Origin of the sequence: Paracoccus jiaweipingae, assembly GCF_044335505.1 — a bacterium.
GTDB lineage: Bacteria > Pseudomonadota > Alphaproteobacteria > Rhodobacterales > Rhodobacteraceae > Paracoccus.
This window is the reverse complement of sequence record NZ_JBISBS010000001.1, coordinates 255,237-272,903: the sequence shown is the minus strand read 5'-3', so window position 1 is coordinate 272,903 and position 17,667 is coordinate 255,237. Positions and strand designations below refer to the sequence as shown.

Annotated in this window: 18 protein-coding genes; 7 read left to right on the top strand and 11 right to left on the bottom strand. The window is 63.4% G+C overall.

The annotated features are described in order from the left end of the window. The first annotated feature begins 233 nt into the window (after window positions 1-233). Entirely contained in the window at window positions 234-563 is a 330-nt protein-coding gene (locus tag ACFXP9_RS01445) for a helix-turn-helix domain-containing protein (protein ID WP_166130674.1), read from the top strand. Continuing rightward, the gene (locus tag ACFXP9_RS01440; protein WP_397207983.1) at window positions 547-1,611 is read left to right on the top strand and encodes a reverse transcriptase family protein; all 1,065 of its coding nucleotides are present in this window, start codon (window positions 547-549) and stop codon (window positions 1,609-1,611) included. The genes ACFXP9_RS01445 and ACFXP9_RS01440 overlap by 17 nt, the downstream gene beginning before the upstream one ends. Before the next feature lie 188 nt (window positions 1,612-1,799). Here ACFXP9_RS01440 and ACFXP9_RS01435 read toward each other — a convergent pair whose 3' ends face one another. After that, window positions 1,800-2,237, bottom strand: coding sequence for a Fur family transcriptional regulator (locus ACFXP9_RS01435; protein ID WP_397207981.1), 438 nt, complete (start codon window positions 2,235-2,237; stop codon window positions 1,800-1,802). A gap of 120 nt (window positions 2,238-2,357) precedes the next feature. On the opposite strand from ACFXP9_RS01435, the gene ACFXP9_RS01430 reads away from it, so the two are divergent. The 4 genes from ACFXP9_RS01430 to ACFXP9_RS01415 are packed head-to-tail and all read left to right on the top strand — an operon-like array spanning window position 2,358 to window position 5,903. Beyond that, entirely contained in the window at window positions 2,358-3,266 is a 909-nt protein-coding gene (locus ACFXP9_RS01430; protein WP_397207979.1) for a metal ABC transporter substrate-binding protein, read from the top strand. A gap of 14 nt (window positions 3,267-3,280) precedes the next feature. Continuing rightward, window positions 3,281-4,171 carry a manganese/iron ABC transporter ATP-binding protein gene (locus ACFXP9_RS01425; RefSeq protein WP_397207977.1) on the top strand — a complete coding sequence of 297 codons (891 nt, stop codon included), beginning with the start codon at window positions 3,281-3,283 and terminating at the stop codon, window positions 4,169-4,171. Then, window positions 4,171-5,055, top strand: a complete 885-nt coding sequence (locus ACFXP9_RS01420; protein WP_397207975.1) for a metal ABC transporter permease — start codon at window positions 4,171-4,173, stop codon at window positions 5,053-5,055. Before ACFXP9_RS01425 ends, ACFXP9_RS01420 begins: the two co-directional genes overlap by 1 nt. Continuing rightward, window positions 5,052-5,903 carry a metal ABC transporter permease gene (locus tag ACFXP9_RS01415; protein WP_397207973.1) on the top strand — a complete coding sequence of 284 codons (852 nt, stop codon included), beginning with the start codon at window positions 5,052-5,054 and terminating at the stop codon, window positions 5,901-5,903. The genes ACFXP9_RS01420 and ACFXP9_RS01415 overlap by 4 nt, the downstream gene beginning before the upstream one ends. Here ACFXP9_RS01415 and pta read toward each other — a convergent pair. The 9 genes from pta to ACFXP9_RS01370 form a co-directional block, all read right to left on the bottom strand. Further along, window positions 5,900-6,853, bottom strand: a complete 954-nt coding sequence (pta, locus tag ACFXP9_RS01410; RefSeq protein WP_397207972.1) for a phosphate acetyltransferase — start codon at window positions 6,851-6,853, stop codon at window positions 5,900-5,902. The genes ACFXP9_RS01415 and pta overlap by 4 nt on opposite strands. A gap of 3 nt (window positions 6,854-6,856) precedes the next feature. Further along, entirely contained in the window at window positions 6,857-7,873 is a 1,017-nt protein-coding gene (locus ACFXP9_RS01405) for a YeiH family protein (RefSeq protein ID WP_397208179.1), read from the bottom strand. Between the two features lie 81 nt (window positions 7,874-7,954). Further along, window positions 7,955-9,736, bottom strand: coding sequence for a sulfoacetaldehyde acetyltransferase (gene xsc, locus ACFXP9_RS01400; protein ID WP_397207970.1), 1,782 nt, complete (start codon window positions 9,734-9,736; stop codon window positions 7,955-7,957). A 15-nt stretch (window positions 9,737-9,751) separates the two neighbouring features. Then, a complete protein-coding gene (locus ACFXP9_RS01395) occupies window positions 9,752-11,143 on the bottom strand; it encodes an NAD(P)/FAD-dependent oxidoreductase (RefSeq protein ID WP_397207968.1) in 1,392 nt (463 codons plus the stop codon). Window positions 11,144-11,155: 12 nt separating this feature from the next. Continuing rightward, entirely contained in the window at window positions 11,156-11,548 is a 393-nt protein-coding gene (locus ACFXP9_RS01390; RefSeq protein WP_397207966.1) for a nuclear transport factor 2 family protein, read from the bottom strand. Between the two features lie 17 nt (window positions 11,549-11,565). Continuing rightward, window positions 11,566-12,060, bottom strand: coding sequence for a universal stress protein (locus ACFXP9_RS01385; protein ID WP_397207964.1), 495 nt, complete (start codon window positions 12,058-12,060; stop codon window positions 11,566-11,568). A 16-nt stretch (window positions 12,061-12,076) separates the two neighbouring features. Then, window positions 12,077-13,417 (bottom strand): TRAP transporter large permease, encoded by a 1,341-nt coding sequence (locus ACFXP9_RS01380; RefSeq protein WP_397207962.1) that lies wholly within the window; start codon window positions 13,415-13,417, stop codon window positions 12,077-12,079. Next, window positions 13,417-13,974 (bottom strand): TRAP transporter small permease, encoded by a 558-nt coding sequence (locus ACFXP9_RS01375; RefSeq protein WP_397207960.1) that lies wholly within the window; start codon window positions 13,972-13,974, stop codon window positions 13,417-13,419. The genes ACFXP9_RS01380 and ACFXP9_RS01375 overlap by 1 nt, the downstream gene beginning before the upstream one ends. Before the next feature lie 112 nt (window positions 13,975-14,086). Continuing rightward, entirely contained in the window at window positions 14,087-15,097 is a 1,011-nt protein-coding gene (locus tag ACFXP9_RS01370) for a TRAP transporter substrate-binding protein (RefSeq protein ID WP_397207958.1), read from the bottom strand. A gap of 112 nt (window positions 15,098-15,209) precedes the next feature. Between ACFXP9_RS01370 and pdxR the strand changes: the two genes are divergently transcribed. Next, the gene (gene pdxR / locus ACFXP9_RS01365) at window positions 15,210-16,721 is read left to right on the top strand and encodes a MocR-like pyridoxine biosynthesis transcription factor PdxR (protein ID WP_397207956.1); all 1,512 of its coding nucleotides are present in this window, start codon (window positions 15,210-15,212) and stop codon (window positions 16,719-16,721) included. Between the two features lie 25 nt (window positions 16,722-16,746). Here pdxR and ACFXP9_RS01360 read toward each other — a convergent pair whose 3' ends face one another. Next, window positions 16,747-17,622, bottom strand: coding sequence for an NAD(P)-dependent oxidoreductase (locus ACFXP9_RS01360; RefSeq protein WP_397207954.1), 876 nt, complete (start codon window positions 17,620-17,622; stop codon window positions 16,747-16,749). Between the last annotated feature and the right edge of the window lie 45 nt (window positions 17,623-17,667).

The following is a 17,667-nucleotide window of genomic DNA, read 5'->3' as shown; positions in this document are numbered from 1 at the left end:
TGCTCACCTTCTTCTGAAGGTAAGTTCCTACGGGGACCAACGCTTCTGTTGGTCGGAACTGAGGAGCAGAAAAAATGCGAGAGAAGAAAGTTCGTCGCCAGCGGCGGCATCGCAAACAACCGTCTCGGCGGCGATACCTTTGGGTCATCGTCGTCACCATCTTTCGGGTTTTGGACCTGTTGATGTCTTGGTGGGAGTGAACGATGACCCCTTTACAGCCCTCAGGAAGAACGATGGCTGACAAAAAGATACCGACAATAAACGAAGCGCTCGCATTGGCCCGCATGTATTGGGGTTTTTCGCAGACCGAAATGGCAAATGCACTGGGTATGTCTCAGGCTATGGTCTCGGAAATCGAGCGTGGAACCAAATCCGTAACGTTGGAAACTCTTGACCGTTACGCCGTAGCGCTCGGTGTAAAGAAATCCCAACTCATGTTTTTCGCGGAGGAAATCGAAGGGCATGGCCCGGTTAGGAAAGGCAGATTGATTGTCGCCGACGCCGCCTTGCGTGTCTTGAGAAGGCTAAAACCGACCGAGACGGCGGATGCGGAAGCGATCTGAAAAGAAGGTCGGCGAGAGGTATCCGCTGGAACGGTCGCCACTCGCGCAGAACCCCTCGCAACACGATTTGGCTACGCTCGTCAGAGAGACAAAAACCGATCTGAACACTCTGGCGACACCACGATACAAAGAACAGTTTTTGGTTCGCCGCACCATTGAAGCCAACGGCAAGACCCGCGATCTTGTCTATCCAGAGGGACGACTTCGCGCAGTCCATGAACGACTGAAATTTCATTTGTCCAAGATTGTTCAGCCGAGTTACTTGATGAGTCCTCGAAAGGGGCGCGCGCAACGCGACAACGCAGCGGCGCATCTGGAAGCGGCGCAGTATCTGACGCTTGATCTCAAGCAATTCTACCCTTCCACCACCCGGCAAATGATACGGAATTCTCTCATGGCACAGTTTGGACTACAGACTGATGTCGCCGGGCTGATCGCACATTTAGCTACTGCGGATGACCGTGCCTGCTTCGGCTCACCTTTGACGCCTGTCCTAGCGTCAATCGTCCACCGTCCGATGTTCAATCTGATAGCGGATCGTTGCGATGATGATGGGCTCGGCTATACAGTTTGGGTGGATGATCTGACGATCTCTGGACCGCGAATTTCGGGTCAATTCATTTCGGACGTGCGGGGCATTGTTGCACAATGCGGGCTGCGGTCACACAAGTTGCGCAGTCAGACGGGAAATCGCCCGGTGTTCATCACAGGCGTCGGTGTGGTCGGTGCAAACCTCATCGTTCCCAAACGGATTGAAGTGCGTTCAAAAGAACTTTGGGCCGAGTTCAAAGCTTCCCAGACGTTCGAAGAAGTGGATTCAAGTGCGACACGGCTCCTATCGCATCTCGGTGGTATAAAAGCCATCGTCGGCTCATCGACAACGCGCGGACAAAAGCTGTCCAGCGAAATGAACTCCATCCGTCAGAAGCGGGAGAAGGCGCGGCGTCTGCACGAGGCAAGTGTTGCCGAGCAAAGAGTTCAATCAGCGCAGACTTGCTGCGTCCAGAACGGCGATAGCAAGGAGCAGGAGGCCGACATTCCCTTCTAAGAACGGCCAGAAATCTGCTGGGGATTTTATGGTATCCCGCATGGTATACCGCTAGGAAATCCGTTTGAATTCAAAGCCATTTGAAACACCTACGGGCTGCCACATTACCCAAAAATCAAAGCCTTAGACATATCGCAACGGCGCTTTCGCGACCACCGCCCTGACCCGCAGCGCCATCGCGCGTCCGTTCAGTCGTCTGACGGGGCGGCGATTTTGCGGCAATACAGTTCCAGCCGGTGGTCGATGATCTCATAGCCATGGGCGGCGGCGATTTCGCGTTGCAGGCGCTCGATCTCGGGGGACAGAAACTCGATCACATGGCCGCTGTCGGTGTCGATAATGTGGTCGTGATGCGGGCGGGCCTGTGATTCGAACCGCGTCGCGCCATTGCTGAACATGTGGCTGCGCAGCAGGCCCTTGTCGGCCAGCGCCGACAGCGTGCGATAGGTCGTGGCCTGCGAGACGCTGGAATCAACCGCCCGCGCCCGCGCCAGCACCTGCTCGGCATCGGGGTGGTCCGCGGCCCGCAACAGAACCTCGGTGATCGCAAGCCGCTGGCGGGTCACCCGCAAGCCAGCCTGGCGCAGCATGTTTTCGGCGCGTGCCGACAATTCGCCTTGTGTCATGGCTGCCAAAATACAGGTTTTTCACCCCGGCACAAGAATGCGAACAATTCTCACTTGCAATGAATTTGAGAATGGTTCTTATTTGCGCAAAGATCCGCCCAAACCGAAGGACCATTTGCCATGACCATCAATCACCTTGCCATTGCCGGGTTGACCGGCCTTGCCACGCTGCTGGCCAGCACCGCCCTTGCCGCCGATGGCGACAAGATGAAAGTCGCCACCACCTTTACCGTGATCGCGGACATGGCCAGCCATGTGGCGGGCGACAAGGCCGAGGTGGTGTCCATCACCAAACCGGGCGCCGAGATCCACGGATACGAGCCGACGCCGCAAGACATCGTGCGCGGCAAGGATGCCGACCTGATCCTGCGCAACGGCATGAACCTTGAGCTGTGGTTCGACCAGTTCCTGCGCCAGCTGGGGGATGTGCCCTCGGTCACGCTGTCGGATGGCATCACCCCGATTCCGATCGCCGAAGGCAGCTATGAGGGTGAACCCAACCCCCATGCGTGGATGGGGCTGGACACGGCGCTGATCTATATCGACAATATCGAAAAGGCCTTCGCCCAACACGACCCGGATAATGCCGACACCTACAAAGCCAATGCCCAGGCCTATAAGGACCAGATCCGCGACACTGTCGGGCCGCTGCGCGATGCGGTCATGGCGATCCCCGACGACCAGCGCTGGCTGGTCAGCTGTGAAGGGGCGTTCAGCTATCTTGCGCGCGACTTCAAGATGCATGAACTGTATCTGTGGCCGATCAACGCCGACCAGACCGGCACCCCGCAACAGGTGCGCAAGGTGGTGGATGGTGTGAAGGAACATCACATCCCCGTCGTGTTCTGCGAAAGCACGGTCAACACCGCCCCCGCCAAACAGGTCGCGCGCGAGACCGGCGCAGCCTATGGCGGCGAGCTGTATGTCGATTCGCTGTCTGCCGCTGACGGGCCGGTGCCGACCTATCTGGACCTGCTGCGCGTGACCTCGGAAACGGTGGCCAAAGGGCTGACCGGAAACGCGAAATAATGAGAGGACAGACGATGACATCAGCCCACAGCCACGCCAGCCCCGACGAGGTCAGCCAGTCAGACGGTCTTGCGGTGCAGGACGTCACCGTCACCTATCGCAACGGCCACACAGCCCTGTGGCACGCCAGCTTTGCCATTCCGCGCGGCACAATCACCGCGCTGGTCGGGGTCAACGGGGCGGGCAAATCGACGCTGTTCAAGGCGATCATGGGCTTTCTTCCGGCGGCGGCCGGGCAGATCCGGGTTCTGGGTCTGACCGTGCCGCAGGCGCTGAAACGCAACCTGATCGCCTATGTCCCCCAGGCCGAGGAGGTCGACTGGTCCTTCCCGGTGCTGGTCGAGGACGTGGTGATGATGGGCCGCTATGGCCATATGGGCTGGCTGCGCCGGCCCCGCCCCGCCGACCATCAGGCGGTGACGCAGGCGCTGGCCCGCGTCAATATGCTGGATTTCCGCCACCGCCAGATTGGCGAGCTGTCGGGCGGCCAGCGCAAGCGCGTGTTTCTGGCCCGTGCGCTGGCGCAGGACGGGCGGGTAATCCTGCTGGACGAACCTTTCACCGGTGTCGATGTCAAGACCGAGGAACAGATCATCGCCCTGCTGCGCGACCTGCGCGACGAGGGCCGGGTGATGCTGGTTTCGACCCACAACCTTGGCTCGGTCCCCGAATTTTGCGACCGCACGGTGCTGGTCAAGGGCACCGTGCTGGCCCATGGCCCGACCGAAACCACCTTTACCCGCGACAATCTGGAACGCGCCTTTGGCGGCGTGTTGCGCCAGTTTACGCTGGCCGGGCCGGACCTGCATGACGACAGCGACCCGCGCGCCGTTACCATCCTGACCGATGACGAACGCCCGCTGGTTCATTACGACGAAAAGCTGCGTCGGCAGGGGCAATCGTGATGACCTGTCTGCTGGAACCGTTCGGCTATGGCTATATGGTCAATGCGATGTGGGTCTCGGCGCTGGTTGGCGGGGTCTGTGCTTTCCTGTCCTGTTACCTGATGCTGAAGGGCTGGTCGCTGATCGGTGACGCGCTGTCGCATTCGGTGGTGCCGGGGGTGGCCTTTGCCTGGGTGCTGGGGCTGCCCTTCGCGCTTGGCGCGTTTGTTGCCGGGGGGCTGGCGGCGGGGTCGATGCTGCTTTTGTCAGACCGGTCGGGGCTGAAAACCGATGTGGTGATCGGGCTGATCTTTACCTCGTTCTTCGGGCTGGGGCTGTTCGTGGCCTCGGTCAACCCGATGTCGGTCAGCATCGAAACCATCACCATGGGCAATATTCTGGCCATCTCGCCGGGTGATACGCTGCAACTGGCGATTATCGGCTTTGTCTCGCTGGCGGTGCTGCTGGCAAAATGGCGCGACCTGCTGGCGGTGTTTTTCGACGAAAGCCACGCCCGCAGCATCGGGCTGCGGCCCGGCCTGCTGAAAGTCGTGTTCTTTACCCTGCTGTCGGCCTGCGTCGTCGCGGCGATGCAGACGGTGGGGGCGTTTCTGGTCATCGCCATGGTGGTGACGCCGGGGGCGACGGCCTATCTGCTGTGCGACCGCTTTCCGCGACTGATCATCACCGCGGTCAGCATCGGCACGCTGACCAGCTTTACCGGGGCCTATATCAGCTATTTCCTGAACGGGGCGACAGGCGGCATTATCGTCACCCTGCAAACGCTGATCTTTCTGGCGGTCTTTGTGCTGGCACCGAAACACGGGCTGTTGGCGGCGCGGCGCAAGGCCCGCGCGGCGCTGCGCGAGGGCCCGCCACACCCCCAGCCGGAGGTCACGCCATGATCGACACGCTGCTGGCCCCGTTCGGCTTTGGCTTTATGCAGAACGCCTTTCTGATCGCGCTGATCATTTCGGTGCCGACCGCGCTTTTGTCCTGCTTTCTGGTGCTGAAAGGATGGGCGCTGATGGGCGATGCGGTCAGCCATGCCATCCTGCCCGGTGTGGTGCTGGCCTATATCTTCGGGATTCCGCTGCTGATCGGGGCCTTTGGGGCCGGGATGGTCTGTGCCCTGTCCACGGGGTTTCTGGCCCAGAACAGCCGTATCAAGCAGGACACGGTGATGGGGGTGGTGTTTTCGGGCATGTTTGCCGTTGGGCTGACGCTGTATATCGGCATCCACACCAATGTGCATCTGGACCACATCCTGTTTGGCAACATGCTGGGGATCAACCCTGACGACCTGTGGCAGGCGGGGGCGATCTCGGCCATTGTCACCGGGTTGCTGGTGCTGAAATGGAAGGACTGGCTGCTGCACGCCTTTGACCCGGCACAGGCCAAGGCCTGTGGCTTGCCGGTGGGGCTGTTGCATTACGGGTTGCTGACCATCCTGTCGCTGACCATCGTGGCCACGCTGTCCTCGGTCGGGCTGGTGCTGGCGGTGGGGCTGCTGATCGCGCCGGGGGCGATTGCCTTTCTGCTGGTGCGCCGCTTTACCCGGATGCTGTGGGTGGCGGTGCTGGTCTGTGTGACCGCGACGGTGTCGGGCTGTTACCTCAGCTTTTTCCTCGACAGCTCGCCCGCGGCGACGATCATTCTGGTGCTGACGGCGATGTTCCTTGCCGCCTTTGCCCTGCGGCTGACGCTGAACCGCAGGCACTCGGCGCGGCGGGTGGCGGCGGGCGGGGCTTAACCCGCCTGCACCGCCGTGACCGCGATGGCGGCGATCACGTCATCGCTGCTGCACCCGCGCGACAGGTCATTCGCCGGCAGGGCCAGCCCCTGCAAAACCGGGCCGATGGCGGTGACACCCCCCAGCCGCTGCGCGATCTTGTAGCCGATATTGCCCGAGGCCAGATCCGGGAAGATGAACACATTGGGCCGCCCCGACAACCGGCTGCCGGGGGCCTTCTTTGCCCGGATCGCATCATCCAGCGCGGCGTCGACCTGAATTTCCCCGTCGATTTCCAGATCGGGCGCGCGGCTGCGCACCAGATCCAGCGCGGCACGGATCTTGTGCAGGCTGGGATGGTCGGCCGACCCCGCCGTGGAAAAGGATAACAGCGCCACGCGCGGTTCCTCGGCCAGCAGCTGACGGCAGGACTGCGCCGCCGACAGCGCGATATCGGCCAGCCCGGCTGCGTCCGGGTCGATCACCAGCCCGCAATCGGCAAAGATCATGCCGCCCCTGAACGGCGCATCCTGACCGCAGGACAGCATCAGGAAAAAGCTGGACACAATGCCCGCATCCGGCGCGCGCCCGATGATTTGCAGCGCCGCGCGCACGGTATCGGCGGTGGTCGCCACCGCGCCGCCCACCGTTCCATCGGCCTGCCCCAGCCGCACCCGCATCGCGGCCTGCGCAATCGGGTCGCGCATGGTCGCCCGCGCCTGTTCCGCCGTCACCCCCCTGGCGCGGCGCAATTCGGCATAGGCATCGGCCAGCGCGTCCAGATCGGGCGCGTCAGCGGGGGCAATGGTGTCACAGCCCGGCGCCTGCCCGCCCATCAGCGTGATCCGCGCCAGCCCGCGCGCCACGGCCTGTTCCGCCGCGGCGCGGATGCGGGGGTCATCGCCCTCGGGCAGGATGATATGGCGGTTGGCGGCGCGGGCGGCCTCGAAAATACGATCCAGCGGTTTCATCGCTTACCCCAGAAGATGCAGACCGGCGACGACAAAGACGCCCAGAAAAACCGTTTCAGCCACCAGCAGCGCAATCGCGCCACCGCCCACCGCCAGCATCTTTTGCAGCGAGGTCTTGATCCCCACCGCCGCAATCGCGATCAGCAGCGCCCACCGCGACAAGGTGCCGGCGAAATCGGCCAGCCCTGCCGGGATCACCCCGGCCGAATTCAGCGCCGCCAGCACCAGAAAGCCGATGACAAAACCCGGCAACAGCGGCGGACGTTTGCCGCCAACCTGATCGGCCAGACCGCGCGCCCGGATCACCAGCGAAAAGGTCAGCACAACCGGCGCCAGCATCGACACCCGGATCAGCTTGACCAGTGTCGCGGTCTCGCCGGTTTCGGGACCGATGGAAAAGCCCGCGCCGACAACCTGTGCGACATCGTGGATGGTGCCGCCCAGAAACACGCCAGAATCGCGCGCTGTGAACCCAAAGGCGTTGGACAGCATCGGATAGACCACCATCGCCACCGTCGACAGCACCGTCACCGACAGCACGGTAAAGACCAGATCGCGTTCCGATTTTTCGTGTTTGGGCAGCACGGCGGCAATCGCCATCGCGGCGGATGCGCCACAGATCGCCACCGACCCGCCGGTCAGCAGGGCGAAATCCCATGACCGCCCGGCCAGCCGCCCCAGCAACAGCGCGAACAGGATGGTCGCCACCACCCCTGCCACCACCAGCGCGACAGACGCCGCCCCCAGATCGGCCAGCATATCGACGCTGATCCGCGCCCCCAGCAGTGCCACCCCGATGCGCAGCACGCTGCGCGCGGTGATGGCCACGCCGGGCGCGGTGCGGGTGCCGTCCTCGGCCAGGAAATTCAGCGCCAGCCCCAGAAGCAGCGCCAACAGCATCGCGGGCGCGCCATAATGTTCTGACAGAAATTGCGCCGTGGCCGCCACAAGGACCGACACGGCAAAGCCCGGAAAAGCGTCCTGCAAGACGCGGGCGGATGGGATCAGCTTGGTCATCATCATATCCGGCAATCGGGGATGACCGGCGCGACAGCGCGCGCCGGCCCGGTGACACGGCCCCATGACGGGGCCGCGCCGGGGTTACTGAACGCCCTTTTGCGGGCGCATATCGGCGGCGTCGATCCCGGCCACGACGACCGGTTTCTTCATCGCGTCACGGCGGAACGGCTCGCCCAGTTCCTGATTCAGCAGCACCTCGATAAAGGTGGTCTCGCCGTTTTTCATCTGCCGTTCGACGGCCTTGTGCAATTCATCCGTCAGATCCTGCGCGGACCGCACCTGAACCCCATGCGCGCCACAGGCCTTTGCGATGGCAGCATAAGAGGTATCGCGGTCCAGTTCGGTGCCGACGAAGTTATTATCATACCACAGCGTCGTGTTGCGCTTTTCCGCGCCCCACTGATAGTTGCGGAAAATCACCATGGTGATCGGCGGCCAGTCGTCGCGCCCGCAAGCGGTCATTTCGTTCATCGAAATCCCGAAGGCGCCATCCCCGGCAAAGCCGATCACCGGCACGTCCGGGCAACCGATCTTGGCGCCAAGGATCGCCGGAAAGCCGTAACCGCACGGCCCGAACAGCCCCGGCGCCAGATATTTCCGCCCGGCTTCAAAGCTGGGATAGGCATTGCCGATGGCACAGTTATTGCCGATATCGCTGCTGATAATGGCGTCTTTGGGAACCGCGGCGGTGATGGCACGCCATGCCTGACGGGGCGACATCAGGTCGGCATCGCGCGACCGGGCGTCCTCGTTCCAGACGGTGCCGGGGTCATCCTGTTCGTGGTCAAGGCTGGACAATTCCTGCGCCCAACGCGACTTGCTTTGCGCCACCAGATCCTTGCGGTCCTGCCGCCCTGCATCGCCCGCCGTGTCGGACAGTTGCGCCAGAATACCGCGCGCGACCTTGGCCGCATCGCCCTGAATGCCCACGCTGACCTTCTTGGTCAGCCCGATACGGTCGGCATTGATGTCGACCTGAATGATCTTCGCATCCCGGGGCCAGTAGTCGATGCCATATCCCGGCAGGGTCGAGAACGGGTTCAGCCGCGTCCCCAGCGCCAGCACAACATCGGCCTTGGCGATCATCTCCATCCCCGCCTTGCTGCCGTTATACCCCAGCGGCCCCATGGCCAGCGGGTGCGAGCCGGGGAAGCTGTCATTGTGCTGATAGTTGGAACAGACCGGCGCATCCAGACGCTCGGCCAGCGCGATCAGGTCAGGGATGGCACCCGACAACACCACGCCCGCACCCGACAGGATGACGGGGAATTTGGCCCCGGACAACAGTTTGGCGGCCTCGGACACGGCCTTTTCGCCGCCGGCGGGGCGTTCGAAGGCCACGATCTGGGGCAGGTCAACGTCGATCACCTGCGTCCACATATCGCGCGGAATGTTGATCTGCGCGGGCGCGCTGTTGCGCCAGGCCTGCATGATGACGCGGTTCAGCACCTCGGGGATGCGCGAGGCGTCGCGGACCTCCTCCTGGTAACAGACCGAATCCGCGAACAGGCGCATCTGCTCCATCTCCTGGAAGCCGCCCTGACCGATGGTCTTGTTGGCGGCCTGCGGGGTGACCAGCAACAGCGGCGTGTGGTTCCAATAGGCGGTCTTGATCGGCGTCACAAAGCCGGTCACGCCGGGACCGTTCTGCGCAATCGCCATCGACATCTTGCCGGTGGCGCGGGTAAAGCCATCGGCCATCATCCCGGCATTGGTTTCATGCGCACAGTCCCAGAACTGAATCCCCGCCTTGGGGAACAGGTCGGACACCGGCATCATGGCCGAACCGATAATTCCGAAAGCCTGATCAATCCCGTGCATCTGAAGCACTTTCACAAAGGCTTCTTCGGTGGTCATTTTCATGGTGTCACTCCCTCGTTAAGGACGTTCGTCGCGATAGTGGTAAAGATGATAGAGGCCCCATTGCCCCAGCCGCCGGAACGGGGTTTTCCAGCCCTCATGCGGCAATTCGGTGTTGAAGATCGGCAGGTCGGGGACGGTTTCCCCCGCAACCAGTTGCGCCATACGCCGCCCCGCCATGGCCGAATACATGACGCCATTGCCGCCATATCCCAGCGCATAGAACGCGCCCGGAAGGTCCGGCAGGCCGGTGATGCGCGGCATCATGTCGTGGCTGACATCGACCCAGCCCCACCAGCTGTAATCCAGCGCAATGCCGCGCAGGGCGGGGAATTTGCGGGCCATCCCCTCGCGCAGGCCGTTCAGATGCGCGGGGTTGGCGGCGTCGCGCCCGGTAATCGCGGCGCGGCTGCCGATTTGCAGGCGGTTATCGGGCAGCAGCCGGTAATAATGCCGCAGGGTGCGCGTGTCGGTCAGCGGCGATCGTTGCTGAATACCCACCGCCGCCAGTTCATCATCGGTCAGCACGCGGGTGACGATGCTGTTCGACATGATCGGCATCAGCCGGTCGCGCAGCCGCGGGTGCAGCCCGCGCGGCGCATAAGCCGCCGTGGCCACCGCCACCCGCCGCGCGCGCACCGTGCCGCCCGGCGTGCGCAGGTAATGCGCCCCGTCGCGGTAGTCCCAGCCCTGCACCGGGCTGTCGGGATGCACCGTCGCCCCCAGTTCCCGCGCCACCCGAAGGTAACCGAATGCCAGTTTGGCCGCGTGGATGCCAACACCGTCGGGTTCCCACATGGCGCCATGGGCTTCCTGATCGCGGACCACGCTGTCATGCAATTCCCCGCGCGACAGCATCCGCGCGCCGTAACCGAACTGGTCGCGCAGCAAGGCGGCCTCGGCCTCCAGCGCGGGCATAAGCGCGGCGCGATGAGCGATGTAATAATGCCCGCCATCCTGCGGTTCACAGTCGATGGCATGATCGCGGATCAGGCCGCGGAACAGGTCGAACGCCTCGGTCACTTCGGCGTGCATCCCGCGGGCGACATCCAGCCCCCAGCGCGCGATCCACTGGCTGCGCTTTAACCGCCCGGCGCTGATCTGGGCCTGCCCGCCATTGCGGGTCGAACAGCCATAGGCAACGCCGTTGGCCTCCAGCACGGTGGCCTTGATGCCGTGCATCTTGGCCAGATGGATGGCGCAGGACAGCCCGGTATAGCCCGAGCCGATCACCGCCACATCCACATCCATATCGGCCTGCACCGGACCGTCATCGGCCGGGGCCGGACCGGCGGTGCCGATCCAATAGGTCGGGGCGTAATCGCTGCCCGGCCCGATCGACCGCGACGTCATCGGGTCATAGAACGGATCAAAGGGCGCGTTGCCGTGTTTCAGGTCTATTTTCTGCATCGCATTCCCCTGTCATTTGGCGATATTGGGGCGCTGTTTGCGGATCGCCTGTTTCTCGACGATCTGGCCGTCGCGGATGCGGAACAGGTCGACGCCCTGCACCTCGGTCCGGGTGCCGTCGGGGTTGGTGGCGCGGAAGGTCCACTGGCTGACGCCCCGGCTGCCATCCTCGGACAGGAAATGGCTGTGATCGGCCCATTGCACGTCGGGCATGGCGGTCCAGACGCCCTCGAACGCCCTGGCAATGGCGGCTTTCCCCTCGATGCGGTTGCCATATTCATGATCGCCGGCAACGGTGAAGAACACGCAGTCATCCGCGAAATGGGTCATCACCCCGTCGAGATCGTGGCGGTTAAAGGCGTCAAACGTGGCGCGCAGGTCGTCGGCAGTCAAAGTCTTGGTCATCGGGTCGGTCCTTTGTCTTAACGATGTTCGGCATAGGGGACGATCAGCACCGGCACGCGGGCGCGGCGCAGGACGCGCTTGGCGACCAGTCCCAGAAAGGTGTGGGCAATGCCCTGATGGTGGCTGCCCATCAGGATCATGTCGGCGGGCAGGCTGTCGGCGCGTTTCAGGATCTCTTCCGCCGGGAAGCCCTCGATCACCTCGACCTCCCCGACCCGGTCGCGCAGCGCGGCGGACTGGCCGTTCAGCGCGGCCCAGAATTTTTCCTGACGGTCCTCAAGCATGGCCTGCACGGCCTCGCGGCGGCGGCTTAAGGCCTCTTCGCGCTGGCGCGGGTTCTGGATGAACAGCTGCACCGTCATCCGCGCCTCGTCCGACAGCGGTTCCATCACATGCAGCAGATGCAGCCGCGCATCCAGCGATTGCGCCAGCCCCATGGCATAGCGGAAAGCATGGACCGAGGTATTCGACAGATCGGTCGCATACAGTAACGTGTTGATTTTCGGGATCATCTTGCGGCCCTTTCGGTCAGTAACCCATCAGCCGGGGCAGCCACAGGCTGATCTCGGGGAAGATGGCGATGATGAAGATGGCGGTGACACTGGCGGCGGCGAAGGGCAGCGCGCGCAGGCTGATGCGTTCAATCGAAATCCCCGAAATCCCCGAGGCGATGAACAGGTTTTCCCCCAAAGGCGGCGTCTGAAAGCCGACAGACAGGGTGCAGATCATCACGATACCGAAATGGATCGGGTCAATGCCCATGTGATAGGCAACGGGCAGCATCACCGGCACAAGGATCATGATCGCCGCCAGCGTTTCCATGAACATGCCCACCACCAGCAACAGCCCGATCACGATGGCCCAGATGACATACAGGTTATCGGTCAGCCCCAGCACGCCCCCCGCGATGACGCCGGGAATATTGTTTTCCACCAGAATGCGGCCAAAGATGGTGGCGGCAAACAGCACCAGCAGCACCCGCCCGGCCAGCCAGGTGGTGGTTTCCAGCGCCTGCACCACCATCGACAGGTTCAGTTCGCGATAGATCACGATACCGACAAACAGGGTGTAAAAAATCGCGACGATGGCGGCCTCGGTCGGGGTGAACAGGCCGGTGTAAATACCGCCCAGGATCACCACCGGCGCCATCAGTGCCCAGAAGCCGTGGAAACAGGCATCGGCGATTTTGGCCAGCGACAGCGGTTCATCAGTGCCGTGAAAGCCGCGCATCCGGCAGCGGATGTAATTCATCGCCAACAGCCCGCCCGCCATGATGCAGCCCGGCAGAAAACCCGCCACGAACAGCTTGGAAATCGACACCGACTGGAAAGGACCGAACTGTTCAATGGCAGCGGGCGGCGGGGTGATGCCCATGGCCGAGATGCCATAGATGACCATGGGAATGGACGGCGGTATGATAATACCCAATCCGCCTGCTGCCGCCGTCACCGCCGCGGCATAGCCGCCGCCATAACCGGCCCGCACCATCGCCGGCACCATCAGCATCCCGACCGCCGCCGTCGTCGCCGGACCCGAGCCAGAGATCGCACCAAAGAACAGGCAGGCCATAACCGTTGCCGCCGACAGCCCGCCGGTAAACGGCCCGGCCAGGCTTTCGGCCACCGCGATCAGCCGCCGCGACAGGCCCGCGGCCTCCATCAGGGCGCCGGCAAGGATGAACGAGGGCAGCGCCATCAGCGGGAACGACCCGACCGAGGACCATGCCATCTGCACCATCTTGATCGGGTTGTCGCCCAGATAATACATCGCCGCCAGCGAGGCCACACCCAGCGCCACGGTGATCGGCGCCCCCAGCACCATCAGCAACAGAAAGCTGCCAAACAGGATTTCGACCAACAGGCTGTCCATCACCGGTTCCCCCGCTGAAATGCGTCGTTTTCTTCCTGGGCAAGGCGGGTCATGTCATCGACCTCGACCCGGTCGGGGTCGCGCGGGTCGATGCCCATCACCAGCTTCATGTAATTGACCTGCAACACGCGGATGGTCATCAGCACAAAGGCGATGGGCAGCACCAGCATGACATATTTCATCGGCCAGCCCAGCGTCTGGGCTTTGACAAAGGGTTTCAGGCGCGACAGGAAATCCACCGCATACCAGATGAACACGGCGTTAAAGCCGACCCAGAAGGCATCGCCCACCGCCTCGACCATGCGCGCGACGCGGCGCGGCATCATGTTCAGGTGAAAGGTGACGCGGTTATGCGCCGCCATCCGTGCCGCGTAAGAGGCACCGAAATAGGCAAACCAGACGAACAGGATCACCGACAATTCCTCAATCCAGGTGATCGAGAAGCCAAAGATCTGGCGCGCGACGATCTGCACGAACAGCAGGCTGACAAATACCGCCAGCAATGCCCGGCAGATATAGCTTTCCAGCTTGTCCAGATGGAACCACAGGGACGGCATGAACCGGCCTCCGAAAGGGGGTGAAAAGGGAAAGGAAGGGGAAGTGGGATGCCCGGACGCGTCGGAGAGAGAGGTGGCTGCGCGTCCGGGCAGGTCTTGGATCGTCCGGCGCTTATTCGATGGCGGGACGGCCCAATTCGCCCAGGACGGTGTTCAGCTCGTCCTTGCCGCCGACCATGTCGACGAATTTCGGCCAGACCTGCGCGGTGGCAAGGTCGATGAAGTGCTTTTCACCATCGGCGGGGTCGGAAATCTCCATCCCGCGTTTGGCCAGTTCATCCTTGATCTTGGCTTCCTCGGCGCGCAGGAAGGCGGCCGATGCCTGCGTGGCCTCTTTGCCGGCGGCCAGCACCTGTTCCTTTTCCGCGTCAGACAGGCTTTCGAACAGGCTTTCCGAGATCACCAGCGGCTCGATCGAGAAGATATAGCGCAGATTGGTGACATATTTCTGCACCTCGTCGAACTTCATCGCATAGACGGTCATATAGGGGTTGTCCTGCCCGTCCACGACCTTTTGCTGAAGCGCGGCAAAGGTTTCACCCCAGGCCATCGGCGTCGGGTTGATACCCCATGCCTTATAGGTCTCGATCATGATTTCGTTCTTGGGCACCCGGATCACCAGCCCCTTCAGGTCATCCACCGATGTGACCGGCCGTTTCGAGTTGGTCAGCACCCGGAACCCGGAATAGCCCCAGCCGATAATGCGCACACCGGCATCCTCGACCGTCTGGTCGATCAGCTTTTGACCGATCTCGCCCTGGGTGATCTTTTCGGCATCCTCTTGCGACATGATCACATAGGGCAGCGTCAGCACGCCGACGGTGGGCGAAAACGGGGTGATGTTGTTGATCGCCAGAATCGAGAAATCCAGCGTCCCCATAGAGGCATTGTTGACGGTGTCCTGTTCATCGCCCAGCTGGCCGTTCAGGAACAGCTTGGCCGTGTGCTGGCCGCCGGTCTGTGCCTCAAGCGCGGCGACAAAGGCCTTGCCAAGGGCCTCTTGCGTGCCGCCGGCGCCATCGCCCACCGCGATGCGGAATTCTTTCGCCTGCACGGCAAAAGGCAGCACCGCCAGCGCCGAGGCCATTGCAACGCCACGCAGCGCCTTTGAAATGTAACCCATTTTTCGTCTCCCTGTCGGTTATGTTTCCGCGTCCCGTTAACCGGGCATGGACGAAGCTTGCAGGATTTGTGACAACCGCCCTATGTCCAGTTTCAGCCGAGTATAGGTCCAGATGTCGCAGCGTCACTTTGTCGCCCCCGATTTCCCGGCCACGCGCCTGTCGATTGAGGCAATCCATCTGGCTGATGACAAGCAGCAAACACTTCAGGTTCGACTTTCATTTGCCATTGTCGACGCGCTGCTGCGCAGCCGGGCGCGGCCGGGGACACGACTGCCCTCTACGCGGGCACTTGCCGATCAATTGGGCATTTCACGGATGACGGTGACGCTGGTTTATCAGGAACTGGCGGCGCAGGGCTATCTTCAGCCGCTGGCGCGGTCGGGTTTCGTGGTGGCCGACAGTATGCCCAACCGCCGCATCCCCACAGCCGCCCCGCGCAGCACCGCGCCGTCGCGCGATGGTCCCGACTGGGGCGACTGGCTGGACCACCGCCCCGGCCGCCGCCGGGTGATTCGCAAACCCGCGAACTGGCGCGATTACCGCTGGCCATTCATCTTTGGTCAGGCCGATGCGCGGCTGTTCAACCACAATGCCTGGCGCGACTGCGCCCGCCGCGCGCTTGGCACACGCGACTTTGGCAGCCTTGCCGCCGATCAGCACGGTCAGGACGACCCGATGCTGGTCGATTACATCATCTCGAACAGCTTGCCGCGCCGGGGCATTCAGGCCAGCCCCGATCAGGTGCTGGTCACGCTGGGGGCGCAGAACGCGCTGTATATCGCCACCCAGCTGCTGACCGCCCCCGACCGGCTGGCCGCGACCGAGGACCCCGGGTATCCCGATTTCGCCGAGGCCCTGCGCGGCACCGGCTGCCCCATCCATTTCGCCCGCGTCGACGAACACGGGCTGGACCCGGACGATTTGCCCCGGCAGACGCGGCTGGTCTTTACCACCCCCAGCCACAATATCCCCACCGGCGCCACCATGCCGCTGGCCCGGCGCCACGCCCTGCTGGGGCGCGCCGAACGCGACGGTTTTCTGATCATCGAGGATGATTACGATTTCGAGATGTCCTATCTGGCGCCGCCGGCGCCCTCGCTCAAGTCGCTGGACCGGTCGGGGCGGGTGATCTATCTGGGCAGCTTCTCGAAATCGCTGTTTCCGGGGCTGCGGATCGGATACATGGTCGCCCCGGCGCCGTTCATCGCCCGCGCCCGCGAATTGCGGGCCATCATCCTGCGCCACGCCCCCAGCCACCTGCAACGCATCACCGCCTATTTTCTGGCGCTGGGGCATTACGATGCGCATGTGGTGCGGCTGCGTCAGGCGCTGTCGCGGCGGCGCGCGGCGATGGAACAGGCGCTGGCGCAAACGCCGCTGCGGGTGGCTGGCGCGGCACAGCAGGGCGGGTCCAGCCTGTGGGTCGAGGCCCCCGGCGGCCCCGACAGCCGCGCATTGGCCGCCAGCCTTGCCCGCGACGGGGTGCTGATCGAACCGGGCGATGTGTTCTTTGAAAACCCGCCCCAGATCTGCCGGCATTTCCGCCTTGGCTATGGGTCCATCGCCAGCGAGGATATTCCCGCCGGCATCGCCCTGCTGGCCCGCCACGCCGCGCGACAGTGACCCCGGCGCGCCGCGAAGGCCGCGCCTAAGCGGCGCCGCGCCGCAAACGCCGGATAAGGGACGAGGTATCCCAGCGCCCGCCGCCCATCGCCTGCACATCCTTATAGAACTGATCCACCAGCGCCGTGACCGGCAGGCTGGCGCCGTTTTCCTCGGCGGCGGCCAGACAGATGGCCAGATCCTTGCGCATCCAGTCGACCGCGAAACCGTGGTCGAAATGATCCACGGCCATGGTTTTGTGGCGATTGACCATCTGCCAGCTTCCGGCGGCGCCCTGACTGATCACCTCGACCACATCAGTGATGTCCAGCCCGGCGCGTTCGGCAAAGGCCAGCGATTCCGACAGGCCCTGAACCAGCCCGGCAATGGCGATCTGGTTGCACATCTTGGTCAGTTGCCCCGCCCCCGATGGCCCCATCAGCCGGCAGATCCGGGCATAGGCCGCCATCACCGGCTGTGCGCGGTCGTAATCGCCCTGATCGCCGCCGCACATGATCGACAGCTGGCCGTTTTCGGCCCCCGCCTGACCGCCGCTGACCGGGGCGTCGACAAATCCCGCCCCCTGCTGGCGGGCCAGCGCCGCCAGTTCGCGCGTCACCGCCGCCGATACCGTGGTGTGATCGACAAAGACCGCGCCCGTTTCCAGCCCGGCAAAGGCGCCATCCGGCCCCAGACACACACTGCGCAGGTCATCGTCATTGCCGACGCAGGCCATGACGAATTCCGCCCCCGCGACCGCCGCGCGCGGGGTGGCGGCGGCGCTGCCGCCATGCCGGGCGACCCAGTCCCGCGCCTTGCCGGGGCTGCGGTTATAGACCGTTACCCCGTGCCCCGCCGCCGCCAGATGCCCGGCCATGGGAAACCCCATCACCCCCAGTCCCAGAAATGCCAGCCTTGCCATCCGCGCGTCCCCCTTCGTCGCTGTTTGCACTGCGCCGCGTTGATC